Annotated in this window: 16 protein-coding genes and 1 tRNA gene; 9 read left to right on the top strand and 8 right to left on the bottom strand. The window is 59.4% G+C overall.

From position 1 onward, the window contains the following. Positions 1–62: 62 nt before the first annotated feature. The gene (locus ACJ8IJ_RS07345) at positions 63–566 is read left to right on the top strand and encodes a DedA family protein (RefSeq protein WP_442518492.1); all 504 of its coding nucleotides are present in this window, start codon (positions 63–65) and stop codon (positions 564–566) included. A gap of 220 nt (positions 567–786) precedes the next feature. Here the strand turns inward: ACJ8IJ_RS07345 and ACJ8IJ_RS07350 are convergent. Beyond that, positions 787–862, bottom strand: a tRNA-Lys gene (locus tag ACJ8IJ_RS07350). Positions 863–1,211: 349 nt separating this feature from the next. On the opposite strand from ACJ8IJ_RS07350, the gene cycA reads away from it, so the two are divergent. Next, the gene (cycA, locus tag ACJ8IJ_RS07355; protein WP_004928028.1) at positions 1,212–2,612 is read left to right on the top strand and encodes a D-serine/D-alanine/glycine transporter; all 1,401 of its coding nucleotides are present in this window, start codon (positions 1,212–1,214) and stop codon (positions 2,610–2,612) included. 49 nt (positions 2,613–2,661) lie between these two features. Here the strand turns inward: cycA and ACJ8IJ_RS07360 are convergent, their stop codons facing one another. Then, positions 2,662–3,585: a DMT family transporter gene (locus tag ACJ8IJ_RS07360; RefSeq protein WP_004928030.1), complete on the bottom strand. Its 924-nt coding sequence runs from the start codon at positions 3,583–3,585 to the stop codon at positions 2,662–2,664. Positions 3,586–3,652: 67 nt separating this feature from the next. Between ACJ8IJ_RS07360 and ACJ8IJ_RS07365 the strand changes: the two genes are divergently transcribed. Both ACJ8IJ_RS07365 and ACJ8IJ_RS07370 read left to right on the top strand, forming a co-directional pair. Further along, complete coding sequence (locus ACJ8IJ_RS07365; RefSeq protein ID WP_004928032.1) at positions 3,653–4,228, top strand: helix-turn-helix domain-containing protein; 576 nt, start codon at positions 3,653–3,655, stop codon at positions 4,226–4,228. A gap of 117 nt (positions 4,229–4,345) precedes the next feature. Continuing rightward, positions 4,346–4,810, top strand: a complete 465-nt coding sequence (locus tag ACJ8IJ_RS07370; RefSeq protein WP_004928035.1) for a helix-turn-helix domain-containing protein — start codon at positions 4,346–4,348, stop codon at positions 4,808–4,810. On the opposite strand, the gene ACJ8IJ_RS07375 is transcribed toward ACJ8IJ_RS07370, so the two are convergent. Continuing rightward, a complete protein-coding gene (locus ACJ8IJ_RS07375; protein WP_049187538.1) occupies positions 4,794–5,717 on the bottom strand; it encodes a LysR family transcriptional regulator in 924 nt (307 codons plus the stop codon). The two genes, ACJ8IJ_RS07370 and ACJ8IJ_RS07375, sit on opposite strands and share 17 nt — an antisense overlap. Positions 5,718–5,785: 68 nt before the next feature. Between ACJ8IJ_RS07375 and ACJ8IJ_RS07380 the strand changes: the two genes are divergently transcribed. From ACJ8IJ_RS07380 to ACJ8IJ_RS07395, 4 genes are all read left to right on the top strand, one after another. After that, positions 5,786–6,403 carry a LysE family translocator gene (locus tag ACJ8IJ_RS07380; RefSeq protein ID WP_154870729.1) on the top strand — a complete coding sequence of 206 codons (618 nt, stop codon included), beginning with the start codon at positions 5,786–5,788 and terminating at the stop codon, positions 6,401–6,403. A 78-nt stretch (positions 6,404–6,481) separates the two neighbouring features. Then, entirely contained in the window at positions 6,482–7,081 is a 600-nt protein-coding gene (gene wrbA / locus ACJ8IJ_RS07385) for an NAD(P)H:quinone oxidoreductase (RefSeq protein ID WP_049187536.1), read from the top strand. A gap of 235 nt (positions 7,082–7,316) precedes the next feature. Then, entirely contained in the window at positions 7,317–7,631 is a 315-nt protein-coding gene (locus tag ACJ8IJ_RS07390) for a hypothetical protein (RefSeq protein ID WP_004928047.1), read from the top strand. A 186-nt stretch (positions 7,632–7,817) separates the two neighbouring features. After that, positions 7,818–8,618, top strand: a complete 801-nt coding sequence (locus ACJ8IJ_RS07395) for a DNA/RNA non-specific endonuclease (RefSeq protein WP_015377376.1) — start codon at positions 7,818–7,820, stop codon at positions 8,616–8,618. Positions 8,619–8,667: 49 nt separating this feature from the next. Here ACJ8IJ_RS07395 and ACJ8IJ_RS07400 read toward each other — a convergent pair whose 3' ends face one another. Both ACJ8IJ_RS07400 and ACJ8IJ_RS07405 read right to left on the bottom strand, forming a co-directional pair. Continuing rightward, positions 8,668–11,748 (bottom strand): MexW/MexI family multidrug efflux RND transporter permease subunit, encoded by a 3,081-nt coding sequence (locus ACJ8IJ_RS07400; protein WP_442518493.1) that lies wholly within the window; start codon positions 11,746–11,748, stop codon positions 8,668–8,670. Between the two features lie 10 nt (positions 11,749–11,758). Beyond that, positions 11,759–12,844 carry an efflux RND transporter periplasmic adaptor subunit gene (locus ACJ8IJ_RS07405; protein ID WP_442518494.1) on the bottom strand — a complete coding sequence of 362 codons (1,086 nt, stop codon included), beginning with the start codon at positions 12,842–12,844 and terminating at the stop codon, positions 11,759–11,761. A gap of 145 nt (positions 12,845–12,989) precedes the next feature. Here ACJ8IJ_RS07405 and soxR point away from each other — a divergent pair, with 145 nt between their 5' ends. After that, positions 12,990–13,463, top strand: a complete 474-nt coding sequence (gene soxR, locus ACJ8IJ_RS07410; protein ID WP_049187531.1) for a redox-sensitive transcriptional activator SoxR — start codon at positions 12,990–12,992, stop codon at positions 13,461–13,463. A 42-nt stretch (positions 13,464–13,505) separates the two neighbouring features. On the opposite strand, the gene ACJ8IJ_RS07415 is transcribed toward soxR, so the two are convergent. The 3 genes from ACJ8IJ_RS07415 to ACJ8IJ_RS07425 form a co-directional block, all read right to left on the bottom strand. Continuing rightward, a complete protein-coding gene (locus tag ACJ8IJ_RS07415) occupies positions 13,506–14,021 on the bottom strand; it encodes a response regulator transcription factor (protein ID WP_172574606.1) in 516 nt (171 codons plus the stop codon). Positions 14,022–14,112: 91 nt separating this feature from the next. After that, a complete protein-coding gene (locus ACJ8IJ_RS07420; RefSeq protein ID WP_004928070.1) occupies positions 14,113–14,637 on the bottom strand; it encodes a hypothetical protein in 525 nt (174 codons plus the stop codon). 136 nt (positions 14,638–14,773) lie between these two features. Continuing rightward, positions 14,774–15,838, bottom strand: a complete 1,065-nt coding sequence (locus tag ACJ8IJ_RS07425; protein ID WP_442518495.1) for a fimbrial protein — start codon at positions 15,836–15,838, stop codon at positions 14,774–14,776. Positions 15,839–15,843 lie beyond the last annotated feature (5 nt).

Here is a 15,843-nt window from a genome sequence, read left to right on the forward strand (position 1 = left end):
TAACCCTTATTGAACCTGCGGATGGGACACTGGCACTCAGCCCTCTCGCCCGCAGGTGTTAAATGGATGAATTGACGCACATTATCGCCAAATACAGTCCGGAACCGGAGATGTTGCTGCTGCTGATTTTCCTGTTCGCGCTGGGAAAATCGGTGATCGTGGTATCTTCCGCCCTGCCGCCCGCCTCGGTGACGCTGCTGATGGGCATCGTGGCGGGCAAGCACGCGCTGCCCTTCGGCGCAGTTTGGGCGGCCATCGCCCTCGGCGCGGCGTTGGGCTCAATCCTGTCTTTCCACTTCGGCGCGCTGCTATGCCGCCGAGATCTTGGCCGCCGGCTGCCGGTGCGCTTTCACGCTCCGCTGCGCAAAGCGCAAAGCGCCTTGCAAAAACGCGGGCTACCGCTGCTGTTCGCCTCGCGTTTTCTGGCGGTGATGCGTTACACCGTGCCGCTGATGGCCGGCATGCTGCAACTGCCGGTGCGGCGCGTCTATGCCACCGCCGCGCTCTCGGCTGCCGTCTGGGCGCTGCTTTTGATGTCGGCTGCGCATTTATTCCCCGTTTCCTGACCTGAAAGATTCTTGGGCAAATGGTCCGCCCCGACGCCGACGTTGCGCCAGCGCACAGCCTTCCTTGCCGTATAAAGTCCGGTGCAACATTGCAGTTTGCGCCAGATCACCTTTCTGAACATCAGTCGAAAAATGCGAATTTTTTTGCAAAAAGCGCGCTTAAAACGGCGCAATGAGGAAACAAGCAGAGAAAAGCCTGAGCGTAACACGCTGATTTGGTTGGTGGGTCGTACAGGGTTCGAACCTGTGACCCATTGATTAAGAGTCAACTGCTCTACCGACTGAGCTAACGACCCAACGCGGTAAATTGTCCTCCTCGTCGGCGGCGCTGTCAAACGCTTACACACATTACTTTTTCTCATGCGAATTTTGCAACCCTTTGTTTAATCAACGAGATAAGCCGCATAAGGTCTGTTAATCCCCTCTTTTGAAGAGTAATCTTCCGCTCCCTGAACGTCCGATTTGCCTCCTCCGTGTAAAGATTGATCGACTTTTATCCCGCGTATAAATGTTGTAAACATGTTGCACAAAGGTGGCGTTATTGCACTACCTTACTAAAGCCGGGCCAACCGGATAAATGTATAAAAAAGAGCCACTTCAGAGCTCGCGACTTCACTAATGACAGGTAAAACAGGACATCATCAGATGGTAGATCACTCTAAAATAGCGACTGACGCGACGCCCGCCTCAGAAGATCATCTACGGCGAAACCTCACTAACCGACATATTCAACTGATCGCCATCGGCGGCGCCATCGGCACCGGCCTGTTTATGGGTTCCGGTAAAACCATCAGCCTGGCCGGCCCCTCGATCATCTTCGTGTACATGATCATCGGCTTTATGCTGTTCTTCGTGATGCGCGCCATGGGCGAGCTGCTGCTGTCCAACCTGGAGTACAAATCGTTCAGCGATTTCGCCGCGGATCTGCTCGGCCCGTGGGCCGGTTTCTTCACCGGTTGGACCTACTGGTTCTGCTGGGTGGTCACCGGCATCGCCGACGTCGTGGCGATCACCGCCTACGCCCAGTTCTGGTTCCCCGAGCTGTCACAGTGGATCGCTTCACTGCTGTGCGTGCTGTTGCTGCTCGGCCTTAATCTGGCGACGGTGAAAATGTTCGGCGAAATGGAGTTTTGGTTTGCGATGATCAAAATCGTCGCCATCGTCGGGCTGATTGTCGCCGGGCTGGTGATGATCGCCATGCAGTTCCAGTCCCCGACCGGCACCGTGGCCTCATTCACCCATCTGTGGAATGACGGCGGCATGTTCCCGAAAGGCATCAGCGGCTTCTTCGCCGGCTTCCAGATCGCGGTATTCGCCTTCGTCGGCATTGAACTGGTGGGCACCACCGCCGCGGAAACCAAGGATCCGGAGAAGTCGTTGCCGCGCGCCATCAACTCGATTCCGATCCGCATCATCATGTTCTACGTGTTCGCCCTGATCGTCATCATGTCGGTAACGCCATGGAACTCCGTGGTGCCTGACAAGAGCCCGTTCGTTGAGCTGTTCGTGCTGATCGGCCTGCCGGCCGCGGCCAGCGTAATCAACTTCGTGGTGCTGACCTCCGCCGCCTCTTCCGCCAACAGCGGCGTGTTCTCCACCAGCCGCATGCTGTTCGGGCTGGCGCAGGAAGGCGACGCGCCGAAATCGTTCGCCAACCTGTCCAAGCGCGCGGTGCCGGCCAACGGCCTCACCTTCTCCTGCATCTGCCTGCTGGGCGGCGTGGTGCTGATTTACCTGATCCCGAACGTGATGACGGTCTTCACTCTGGTGACCACCGTATCGGCGATTCTGTTCATGTTCGTCTGGACCATCATTCTGTGCTCGTACCTGGTCTACCGTAAACAGCGCCCGGCGCTGCACCAGAAATCGATCTACAAAATGCCTGCCGGCAAACTGATGTGCTGGGTGTGCATGGCGTTCTTCGTGTTCGTGCTGGTGCTGCTGTCGCTGCGCGAAGACACCCGCCAGGCGCTGATCGTCACCCCGCTGTGGTTCATCGTGCTCGGCCTGTCTTACGTGTTCCTGCGCAAGAAGAAAACCGCGTGATGCAAAAAAGGGGCGGATCTCTCCGCCCCTTTCTTTTTACGCCTCTGCGCTAATCCGCTTCCGTCGCCACCGCCGCTTTATCCTTGCGCCGCACGCGCAGCTCGCTGACCACCACCCCAATCACGATCAACGCGCCCCCCAATAGCGCCACGCCCGGTAAACGCTCACCGGCGAGCCGCCCGACGATGCCCGCCCAGACCGGTTCACCGGCGTAGATCACCGTAGCGCGCGTGGGTGAAACGCTGCGCTGCGCCCAGTTCATGGTCAGCTGAATCAACGCGCTGGCCAGCCCCAGCCCTATGGCGCTGTACAGCAGGTAATCCGAATACGGCGGCGGCGACTCGCCGGTCGGCGCCATCATCAAAAACGAGGCCAGCGAGGCGGTCGCCAGCTGTACTATGGTCACCCGGCGGATATTCACCTTGCCGGCGAAAGCGCCGATCAGGATGATCTCTGCCGCCATGCCCAGCGTGCCGGCCAGCGTCAGCATTTCGCCGAGGCTCAGCGTCATGTCGGTGCTACTCGGCGCCGCCAGCAGCATCAGGCCGGTAAAGGCGAGCAGAATACCGATCCACGACATGATGCCGGGGAAGCGCCCCAGCACCAGCCATTGCAACAGCGGCACGATCGGCACGTACATGGCGGTGATGAACGCCGATTGGCTGCTGCTAATCGTCTGCAGGCCGACGGTTTGCATGCTGTAGCCGAACATGATCGCCAGCCCGATCAGGACGCCCGCCTTCAGTTCATACAGGGTCAGGCCGCGCAGCACGCGCAGCGAAAACAACGTCAACGCCAGCGTGGCGGTGGCGAAACGCAGGCCGACAAAAAAGAACGGCCCGCTGACTTGCATCGCGTGGTGCACCGCCAAAAAGGTGCCACCCCAGATCATGGTGATGAAAATCAACACCGCTTCCGGCAGCCTGATCTGCGGAACCACGGCGGAAATAAAGGATTTTTTTGCTGCTGACACCGGCTTGCCCTTCCTGCTGAGTGCAATATAATGCACAGATCCTGCCAGTATGAGATAAAGTCCGGCGATGAGCAATACGGCGCATAACGCGAAAACCGATCCCCCCAAAGTGCTGCAGTACCTGAGCAGCAATCTGCGCGGCTACCGCCAACAGGCGGGCCTGAGCCAGATGGCGCTGGCCGAGCTTTCCGGCGTCAGCCGCCGCATGCTGGCGGGCATCGAGGCCGGCGATCGCAACGTCAGCCTGGCGGTGCTCGACAAGATCGCCGCCGCCCTGGCGATTTCCTTTACCGATCTGATTCAGGCGCCGGAAGCGCGCGGCAGCCATCTGGTGGGAGAGTTGGCCTGGCAAGGCGCACAGCCGGGCAGCCAGGCGCTGTTCGCCGCCAGCGTGCCGGCCCGCCAACGGGCCGAGCTGTGGGAATGGACGCTGATGCCGGGTGAGCGCTATAACTCGGCGCCGGACGCCGAAGGCTGGAGTGAAATGATCTATGTGATTGCCGGCACCCTGACGTTGGAACTGGAACAAGGCACGCTGACGCTCAGCGCCGGCGCCGCGCAAACCTTCAACAGCGATCAACGTTACGCTTACGCCAACCACGGCGATCTCCCGCTGCGCTTTATCCGCAACGTCGCCTTCTGACTGCCCGCCAGCCCGCGCCGGCGGCGGATGTCGTGTCGCTGTCGTGCCGCTGTCGTGGCGTCGCCACCCCGCGCCTCCTACACTGGATGACAGTGACAGCGAACTCGGGAGTGCATCATGCAAAAGTACCGCATCAGGCCGTTACGTCTGGAAAAAGGCTGGTCGCAGGAGCAGCTGGCGACCATCGCCGGCCTCAGCACCCGCACCGTACAGCGGATTGAAAACGGCGAACAGGCCAGCCTGGAAACCTTGACCGCGATCGCCGCCGCGCTGGGGGTGCAGGTCCGCGATCTCAACGCACAGCCGCAACAGACAATGGAGGAGCCTGACGAACAGCGCATTCGTCGCCAGGTCGCGGCAGAAGGCAAACTGCTGAGCATGGCGGTGCGTTTCGCCGTGATTGGCGTAATGTTGTTCGCTATTAATTGGTTTACCCACCCGCACTATCTCTGGTCGCTGTGGGCGATCGGCGGCATGAGCCTCGCGCTGGTCATGCGGGCGGTGCGCACTCTGCTGCTGCGCAATGCCTTCAGCCGCTGGCAGGAACAGCGTCTGGCGCAAAAACTCAGGCGTCTGCCGTGAGCGTTAGCCACTCGGCCAGCCGGGCCAACGCACTGCCCGGCACGATCGCCTGTGGCGACAGCAGGTAATAGCCGCTGCCGTCAGGCGTAAAACCGAACGGCGCACTCAACAAACCGGCGGCCAGATCGTCTCGCACTTGCAACCACGGGCCGATCGCGAGGCCAAGACCGGCGACCGCCGCCTGCAGGCTGAAATAGAAATGATCAAAGCGCTGCTCCGAATGCCCTGCCAACGTCATCCCCTGCTGCTGCGCCCAGTGCTGCCAGGCATCCGGCCGGGTGGCAGAATGCAGCAGTTTAGTGCCGGGCCGCAAACTCCGCAGGCTGCCCTCGGCGATCGTCATCCTTGCCAACGCCTCGGGTTGGCACACCGGCCCAACCTTTTCACTGAACAGCGCCAGGCTATGCACCTGCTTTCCCCAATCGAAGTCATTGCGCCTGATCGCCGCCGTAATGCCGTCATGGAACGAAAACGGCCCGCCACCGGCCACCAGCTGTAAGTTGATATCCGGGTGCGCCTGCTGAAAAGCCGGCAGACGCGGGATCAGCCAACGCATCAACAAGGTCGGTTCACAGGACAAGACCAGCGGCGCGTCGAGCGCCTGCTGGCGCAGTTCCAGCGCGGTATGATCCAGAATGCCGAAGGCCTGCTGCGTCGCCTGAAACAGCTTGCGCCCCGCCGCCGTGAGCAGTACCCGCCGATGGCGGCGCTCAAACAACGCCACGCCCAGTTCCTCTTCCAGCGCCCGCACCGCCCGGCTGACGGCGCCGTGCGTCAAATTCAGCCCCTGCGCCGCCTGCGTAAAACTTTCCAGCCGCGCGGCGGCCTCGAAGCAACGCAGCCCGCCCAACGGCAACGGCCTGCCGGTTTTGCGTGAGTTTTTCTCACCGATACTGTCACTATTCATCGTTTGTCACCGAGAAAAATTACTCTTATAAATCAGTCACTCTATTGATAAACACCGCAAGGATAACTATGACTGAACTCATCGCTGTCGTCACCATTACTTTACTCGCCGTGATAAGCCCGGGGCCGGATTTCGCCATGGTCTCGCGCAATAGCCTGTTGCTTTCGCGCCGCGCCGGCGTCTTGACCGCCTGCGGCATCGGCGCCGGTGTGCTGATCCATGTCAGCTATACGCTGATTGGCGTCGGCGTGTTGATTCAACAGTCGCCCTGGCTGTTTAACCTGCTTAAAGGCATCGGCGCCGCCTATCTGATCTATCTCGGTTTTACGTTGCTGCGCAACGCGGCGCATCATGACGCCGCGCCCACCACGACACCGGCCGCCATCAGCGATTTCGCGGCGCTGAAAACCGGTTTTTTAACCAACGCGTTAAACCCGAAAACCACCATCTTCGTCGTCAGCCTGTTCATGCAGGTGGTTTCTCCGCACACCCCGCTCGGCGTGCAAATCGGCTATGGTCTTTTTATCGCCGCCGTCCATATCTTCTGGTTTGCCGCCGTCGCGCTGCTATTTTCTGCGCCGGGCGTCAATGCGCGCTTTTTGCGTTTGCGCCGCGGCATCGATCGTACCTTTGGCGGGCTGCTGATCGCCTTTGGCGCCCTGCTGGCGATCGCCGGCATCAGGTAACGCCGTAACGCCAAGTTCGTCATTCGCTTCTATGCTTATCAGGGGTTTTTGTTGATCATCTGAGAGGGAGTACGAAACATGACGAAACTGTTGGTGCTTTATTACTCAATGTACGGCCACATCGAACGCCTGGCGCAGGCGGTGGCCGAAGGGGCGAATCGGGTCGATAACGTGGACGTGACGATTAAGCGCGTGCCGGAAACCATGACGCCGGAGGCCTTCGCCAAGGCCGGAGGCAAGCAACACCAGCAGGCGCCGGTCGCCACCCCGCAAGAGCTGGCGAACTATGACGGCATCATCTTCGGTACGCCGACCCGCTTCGGCAATATGGCCGGGCAAATGCGCACCTTCCTCGATCAGACCGGCGGCCTGTGGGCTTCCGGCGCGCTGTACGGCAAGGTAGGCAGCGTCTTCTCCTCCACCGGCACCGGCGGTGGCCAGGAACAGACCATCAGTTCGACCTGGACCACGCTGGCACACCACGGTTTCATCATCGTGCCGATCGGCTATGCGACGCAGGAGCTGTTTGACGTTTCACAGGTGCGCGGCGGCACCCCGTATGGCGCCACCACCATCGCCGGCGCCGACGGTTCGCGGCAGCCGAGCAACGAAGAGCTGACCATTGCCCGTTATCAGGGCGAACACGTGGCCAAAATCACCGCTAAGCTGAAAAGTTAAGCGCCCTCCAGCCTCGTGATCCAAAGGGCCGCGCATTCGCACGGCCCCATCTTGTTGCCGACCCGCCGCAAGGTTAGAATGCCCCTCCCCCGGCCATTCAGCGTCTGAAGGCCAGGCCCGAATTCGTTCTGCCCGTCGCTCATCCGCTTTCAGCCCGAGGACGGGCGTTCTGTTTTTTGCGCACAGCGAAGGGAATAAGTCAGTGTCTAAAGATTTTGATGAACTAATAAGAGACATGGATCTTATTATTGAAAATGTAGACAGCTTCAAGGCTCTGGCTCCGCGCGCGCCCGAGCCGGCTCCGGCCCCGCCGCCGCCGGTTCATCACTACGACTCGTTCTGCGAAAACATCGCGCTGAAAGTCGTCTTGAAGGTGCTGCTGTCTTCGGTGGACAAGATAGTCAAAGTGCAGATCGCCAACAAGGTCGAACAGGAAATCGCCCAGATCGAACAGCAGGTGGTGCGCGCCGGCGGCGGCCCGGTGTCACCGGGCGATCTGGCGCAGATGACGCACTACGTTCGCCGCACGGTCAACGACCTGCTGGAATAACCCCCTTTGAAACGGCGTCTGTTGGACGCCGTTTTTATTTCCGCCGTATTTAACGTGTGGCCTGGCTGTACCATGACTGACACATTCACAACACACATATGTTGCATTGTTGTATTCGTTTCACTGCGATAAGTTTAATTCACTGTAAATATATACAGTATTTTTTAACTTATTGAGGATATGAATATGCGCTTTAACAACAAGATGTTGGCCTTGGCCGCCCTGCTGTTCGCCGCGCAGGCGTCGGCCGACACGCTCGAATCCATCGACAACTGCGCGGTCGGCTGCCCGACCGGCGGCAGCAGCAACGTGTCTATCGTGCGCCATGCTTATACGTTGAACAACAACAGCACCACCAAGTTCGCCAACTGGGTGGCCTATCACATCACCAAAGACACGCCGGCCAGCGGCAAGACGCGCAACTGGAAAACCGATCCGGCGCTCAATCCGGCGGACACCCTGGCGCCCGCCGATTACACCGGCGCCAACGCCGCACTGAAGGTCGATCGCGGTCATCAGGCGCCGCTGGCCTCGCTGGCGGGCGTTTCCGACTGGGAATCGTTGAACTACCTGTCCAACATCACGCCGCAAAAGTCCGATCTGAACCAGGGCGCCTGGGCTCGGCTGGAAGATCAGGAACGCAAGCTGATCGATCGCGCCGATATCTCCTCGGTCTATACCGTGACCGGGCCGCTGTATGAGCGCGATATGGGCAAACTGCCGGGCACCCAGAAAGCGCACACCATCCCCAGCGCCTACTGGAAGGTGATTTTCATCAACAACAGCCCGGCGGTGAACCACTATGCCGCCTTCCTGTTCGACCAGAACACGCCGAAGGGCGCCGATTTCTGCCAATTCCGCGTGACGGTGGACGAGATCGAGAAACGCACCGGCCTGATCATCTGGGCCGGTCTGCCGGACGACGTGCAGGCTTCGCTGAAGAGCAAACCGGGCGTTCTGCCGGAGTTGATGGGCTGCAAAAACTGACGAAAAAACCCGCCGAAGCGGGTTTATTCTTCACGCGGGCGCCGGCGGATTATTCCGTCAGCGCCTTTTGCGCGGCGGCCAACTCACGCTGACGAGGTGAGGCTACCGCGTGATCGCGCGCCAACAGCGTATACACCGTCGGCAACACAAACAGGGTAAACAGCGTGCCCACCAGCATGCCGGAGACGATCACCAGCCCCAGGCCGAAGCGACTGGCAGCCCCGGCGCCGCTGGCGAACAGCAGCGGGATCAAACCGAACACCATCGCCCCGGTGGTCATCAGCACCGGCCGCAGACGAATTTGCGCCGCCTGCAAAATTGCGGCGCGCCGCGTCAGCCCCTGATGCATTTGCAGCTCGTTGGCGAACTCCACCATCAGAATGCCGTGCTTGCTGATGAGCCCGATCAGGGTCACCAGACCGACCTGGGTATAGATATTCATCGTGGCGTAGCCCAGCGCCAGCGGCAGCAAGGCGCCGCAGATCGACAGTGGCACGGTGATGAGGATAATCAGCGGATCTTTCAGGCTCTCATACTGCGCCGCCAGCACCAGGTAAATGATCACCAACGCCGCCAGGAACGCGAACGCCAGCGCGCTGCCCTCCTGGGTGTATTGGCGCGAATCCCCCTGCCAGTCGTGGCTAAATTCGGCCGGCAGCGCATTGGCCTGCCGTTCGAGGAAAGCCACCGCTTCGCCCATCGAAACGCCGGGCGCGGGAATCGCCTGCAGGGTGGCGGCGTTCTGCTGGTTGAACTGGGTCAGCTTGTTCGGTTCGACCTTAACGGCCACCGATACCACGGTGGAGAGCGGCACCAGCGTATTGTCCTGGGCGCGAACATATTGCCGCGCCAGCGCCTGCGGCGTCAGCCGTTGTTCGCGCAGGCTCTGCGGGATAACGTCATAAGCGCGCCCGTCCATCCCGAAGCGGTTGAGGTAGTTCTCTCCCACCAACACCGCCAACGATTCACCGATGTCGCTCATGCGTATCCCCAGACTGTTGGCCTTGGCGCGATCGATGTGCACCTCCGCCAGCGGGTTGTTGTAGTCCAAATCGCTGTCCACCACCATAAACAGGCCGCTGTTTCTGGCGTTCTGTTTCACCTCCTCCAGGGTGCGGTACAACTGCGGGTAGTCCTGCGGCGTACGCAGCACCATCTGCACCGGCAGCCCCCCGGTGGAGCCTGGCAAGGCGGGCAGCTGGAAGGCGAAAATGCTGGTGCCTTCAACATCGTTCACCGCCCGTTGCAGATCGGCCTGCACCGCCGACGCCGAGCGCTGGCGCGCCTGCCACAGCGTCAGGTTGATGCCGCCGATGCCGGACGCCGTGCCGTCGCTGCCGTTGATGATCCAGCGGCTTTCGGTTTCCGGCATGCGGTTGTAAACCTCGTCCAGCTTGTAGGCAAAGCGTTCGACATAGTTCAGGTTGGCCTGCTGCGGCGCCTTGATGGCGGTCAGTACGATGGCCTGATCCTCGGTCGGCGCCAGCTCGCGCTGCGGCATCAGGTACAATAGCGGCAGGCTGATCATCACCAGCAACGCCAGCGTGCCGGTCAGCCAACGGTGATGCAGCGAGAAATCCAGCGCGCGCGCATAGCGCCGCGTCAGGCCGCCGAAGAACCACTCGGCGGCGTGCGCCACGCGCCCTTCGCTCTGTTTGGCCGGCAGCAGGAGCGAACTCATCACCGGCGACAGCGTCAGCGCCACCACGCCGGACACCACGACCGCCCCGGCCAGCGTCAGCGCGAATTCGCGAAACAGCGCGCCGGTCAGCCCGCCCATCAGGCCGATCGGCGCATAGACCGCAGCCAGCGTCAGGGTCATGGCGATCACCGGCCCGGCCACCTCGCGTGCGCCGATCATCGCCGCCGCCAGCGGCGTTTTCCCCTCTTCGATATGGCGATGCACGTTCTCCACCACCACGATAGCGTCGTCCACCACCAAACCGATCGCCAGGACCATCGCCAGCAGCGTCAGCAAATTGACGCTGAAGCCGAAGGCCAGCATCAGCCCGGCGGCGCCGAGAATCGACAAGGGAATGGTCACCACCGGGATCAGCACGGTGCGCAGCGATCCCAGACACAGGTAGATCACCGCCACAACGATCGCCAGCGCTTCGAGCAGGGTATGTACCACTTCATCGATCGAGGCCTGAATAAAGCGCGCGGTCTCGAACGCCAGCGCCATCTTCACGCCCGGCGGCTGCATATTGTCGATCGCCGGCATCAGGTGGCGAATGCCGTCGACGATCACCAGCGGGTTGCCGGTCGGCGTAGGGAAGACGCCAAGGAACACCGCCGGTTCACCATCCATCAAGGCGCTGGTTTCCGTGGCTGCGGCGCCCAGCTCCACGGTGCCGACGTCTTTCAAGCGCACCAGACCGTTGCCGTCGTTGCGCACCACCAGATTGCGAAACTCCTCTACGCTGGTGAGATCGGTATTCACCCGCACGTTGGCAACCACATACTGCCCTTTCACCTTGCCCGGTGCCGCCTGGTAGTTGTTGCGCCGCACCGCATCGGCCACGTCGGCAGCGGTCAGACCGCGGCCAGCCAGCCGATCGCTGTCCAGCCACAGGCGCATCGCCATTTTTTGCCCGCCGAACACTTCAACCTTGGCGACGCCGTCGATGGTGGTGAACATCGGTTCCACCACCCGCGTCAGGTATTCGCTCAGCGCCGGCGTGGACAGCGTTTTACTGGAAAAACCGACATAGGCCACGGCGGTGGCTTCACCGGCGGAACGCTCAATCACCGGATCGTAAGCCTGCTCCGGCAGCTTATAGCGCACCTGGTTGACCTTGGCCATCACTTCGGTCAGCGCCTGGGTAGAGTCGCGGTTCAGCGCCATGCGCACCGTCACCACGCTGCGCCCCTGCACCGAGGAGGAAGAAAGGTAGTCAACGCCCTCGACGGAGGACACCGCCTGGGCGATCGGCTGCGTAACAAAGCCCTGCATCAGCTCGGACGACGCGCCGGGATAGTCGGTGCTGATGGTGATGGTAGAGTTTTCCAGCAGCGGGTATTGGCGGATCGGCAGTTTGCTGAGCGCCAGCGCGCCGAACAGCAGAATCAAGGTGCTGACCACCAGCGCCAGCACCGGCCGGCGCACGAACAGATCGGTAAATGTCATCGGTCTCTCCTCAGGAACCGGCCTGGGCGGCGTTCAGAGCATCCTGCGCTACCGGCTCGGCCGCCATGCCGTCGCTCAGCTTGAGCTGGCCCGAAGTCACCACCCGGTCGCCTTCCTGCAGGCCGCTGACGATCTCGACGCGCCCGTCGTTGCGCTCACCCACGGTGACCGAGACGCGCTTGACCGTCATGCCCTTTTCACCCTGCTGCGCGACGAACACGGTGTCGCCGTACGCCGTATAGGTCAGCGCCGTTTCCGGCACCGTCAGCACCGCCACGCGCTGCTGCTGCGTGACGCGAATGCCGGCGTACATGCCGGCCTTCAGCAATCCCTGGCGGTTAGTCAACGTCGCCTGCACCTGTACGGTGCGAGATTTGCCGATCATCGGATCGATAGCGGTAATAGCGGCGGGGAAAGCGCGCTCGGGATAGGCGCCGACCTGCACCGACACCGCCTGCCCCAACGCCAGTCCGGCGCTGCTTTGTTCGTCCAGCGAGAAATTGACCCGCAGCGTATCGGCGTCCACCAGGTTGGCCACCGCCTCGGCGGCGTTGAGGTATTGCCCTTCATGCACGCGGCGAATGCCGATGACGCCGGAGAACGGCGCGCGGATCGCCTTTTGCGCGATTTTGGCCTGCGTTTCCTGCACCGCACCGAGCGCCATATCCCGTTCAGCCAGCGCATCGTCCAACTGCTGCCGCGCGGTGGCGTTGAGGTTCATCAGCTTGCGCATGCGCGTCAGCAGCAGATCGGCATTGCGCAGCTGCGCCTGCAGGCGCACCAGCTCAGCCTGCTCGACCGCATCGTTGAGCTGCACCAGCAGTTGCCCCTGCCGTACCGTTTGGCCGGATTCGAACAGGATGCGCGTGATGCGGCCGCTGGTCTCTGCCGCCACTTCCACCTGGCTGGCCGCCTCCAGCTCGCCTACGCCGGCGTAACTGCGCGCCGCCTGTTCACGCAGTGCGGGCGCCAGTGCCACTTTCACCGGCGGATAGGCCGGCGCGCCTTCGCTTTGCCGCGCGGTGGATCGCATCGCTACCGCAGCGACGGCGAGCGCCGCCAGCAGCGCGGCAATAATGAGGTATCGTTTCATCATGTAACGGTTTCTTCCTGATTTTACAGCCAAAGCCACCCTTCCCCCGACGCAGCGCAGGCAAGTGACGAAAGATGCCGGTTGCCAAGCCCGGCTGGCTGCACTATAAAACCTCAGGTTAACTTGAGGTCAAGCCGAGGAATGTGGAATGGCAAGAAATGAACCGATTAACACCTATCGGCTATTGACCGTTGGGGAAGTGGCGAAGCGCAGCGGCGTGGCGGTATCCGCGTTGCACTTTTACGAAAGCAAGGGGTTGATTCAGGCGACGCGCAACGCCGGTAACCAGCGCCGCTACACGCCGGTGGTGTTGCGCTACATCGCGGTGATCAAGATCGCGCAAAGCGCGGGCATTCCGCTGGAGGAGATCCGCGCCACGCTGGGCCGCTTTCCCGCCGGCAGCAAGCTGACCTCGGAGCAATGGGGCGTGTTGTCCTCCGCCTGGCGCAAAACGCTGGATGAGCGCATTCAAAGACTGACCATGCTGCGCGACCATCTCGACAGCTGCATCGGCTGCGGCTGCCTGTCGCTCGCCGACTGCCCGCTGCGCAACCCAAACGATATTTTGGGCCAACAGGGCGCCGGCGCGCATATTTTCGTGCGCCCGGACGAGCACGGATGAACAGGCACTCTCCCCGCGGCCAACGCCCCTGTGGGATTGCGATTACACTCGCTCATCCGCAGCCAAAATGAACTGATGAAAACGTTCAATCTCCAGCTTACGCATGACATTCATTTTATGTTGGCTGACGGTTTTCTCGGAAATGCCCAACGCCTTAGCGACGCCGGTATTCGGTTTTCCCGCCAGCAGCATGGCCAACACCGAAAGCTCGCGCGGCGACAGGCTCTGCCCTTTGCAGCTCGCGGTGAACATTTTTATTGCCTCAACGAACGTCGTAAGACCGATGTTTTTTTTCAGACAGTTAAAATTCGCCAGTCGCGGCGTTTCCACGCCGGTTAAGACGATCGTATTGTCAGGCCTGTCGATAATATGCGATAAGAAATTCATAACCCGACAGATAGACGAGAAAGAGACGATGACCACTTCTGCATGACAATACATGGCATGTAATCCACGGCGTGCAGATGAATGCAGCCCCATAACTTCAACGCCCTCCAACGACATTAAGATCTGCGATATGCCATAGAATAAATAGTAATCATCAGAAAATATAGCCACTCGCACAGGATCACCCCACTGCTATTTGTCATGGGCGCGTTTTTAACAACGCCCCCATGGTAGTCATGTCAATTAACTTTATTGGTTCGACTTACTTAAGTGAAGAACATAATGAGATCAGCAATGCGGACAGCGATGAAAGATATTTTTCATCCAAATTCATAATGCCATCTTCACTGTATTTCACGTTATTATCTAGAATTTCATGAATACTCTCGACGGCGCATACGGCATCCTTCCAAACTACGCGTCGACCGAAAGGCGAAGCGCCGAGATATTGCGCGCTTTGGCGAAAGCCAACGATAAAATCGCGCAATATATCGAGCACAATCAATACTTCCTCCCTGCTGATACACCGCTTCATTTGCACTTTATCCAGGAAAACGCTGAGCGTGCTTTGTAAGGAAAACAGGTTCTTGAACAACCCGCCGGCGATATCCTTCGGTGTTTTCACGCTGGTTGATATGACAAAAGGGAGCTCTCCATGCTGCGAGATATATTGATAAAGCCCATTTATCGCCGTCGTCGGCTTAATATCCAAACCGCGAAGAATGACGTCAACCTCATCTTTTAGCGATTTTTCCACTTTGACACCGATCTGGATTTGTTCCGTCATACAATTCATCCTCAACATAGAGATCCGGATTAAACACCAATATTATTCAAGCAAATAATATTCGCCACCAATTACCATGTTAAGATTTTTCTTATATGTGGCAACCTATTTTTTATTATTAAAAATAACAAAAGAATTATTTATATATAATGTTAAGCGTAGCCGATGTGTTAATTCCCCCGCTGCTCATTGCGGTGGGGCTGTAAGGATAATAATAGGCCGCCATGCCGATGGAAAATTGCGCATCCAAGGCATTGCCGGTTCCCACGTGAAATAATGAAGTCGCCGCGCCTGGCGCCACGCTGGAAAGCGACAGCGTGACGGGATTATTCGGCGAAGCCGTCTTGACCAGCCGGATGCCAATGCCTTTTGCCGCCTCAGCGCTTTTATCAATCAAAACCGTATTATCCGAAGACAACAGATTATTGCTGGATAAAAACATATTGATATCCCGATCGGCCGTGCCGCCGCTTTGCCGATTCTGGCAGCTGAAATTCAGCGTAAAGGGCGTCAGGCCATTTTGCGCCCCCTGAGTAATCTGCGATATCCCCAGCGTCGGCAACTTCACCGCCAGGCCGGCATTGTCGAAAGTGCAGGTCGTCATCTTGGGCGCATACTTGATGGTCATCGGCTGCCCGTACATGTCGCGCTGATCGTAAGGCCAATTGAAACCGTTGAGCAGCCAGGTCAAAATCTTCACCAACTGCTTGGCGGGCCACAAAATGATCTCCAGCAAGGACATCCCGCTCAGATCGGTCACGAACATCACGTCCTTAAGGCTAACCGTGTCGCCGGGTATCGATGTTCCCGTCTTGCTGACCAGACTGAAACGAATATTCATCGGCTGATTCAATTCCGAAGCGGAATGCGATCCCCAACCGCTAAGTTTTTTGTTGGCGATGTCGTTGGTTATTTCCGCGCGTATCCAATATTTACCGTTGTTGAATCCCAGAATGGTCGCCTTTGTGCTGTCGGTTGACAGGATGCGCGTATAGCCGAATTCGCTGCTCGAGGTTGAACAACTGAATGAACCGCTGTATTGCGTATAAAAACTGCCCTCCCAGACCGGTGTTTTATCGCTGAGCTTATCCGACAAATCGACGTAGATAGGCGGCGCATATTGGATGCCGTTGCCGTAGCATGAAGCGTAACTGTAACCGCTGAACAACAGGGACAGGGTCAGTGCGAGTATCCTGAGCATGGTGT

It is taken from the genome of Serratia sp. CY40230, from assembly GCF_052168835.1.
GTDB lineage: Bacteria > Pseudomonadota > Gammaproteobacteria > Enterobacterales > Enterobacteriaceae > Serratia > Serratia nematodiphila.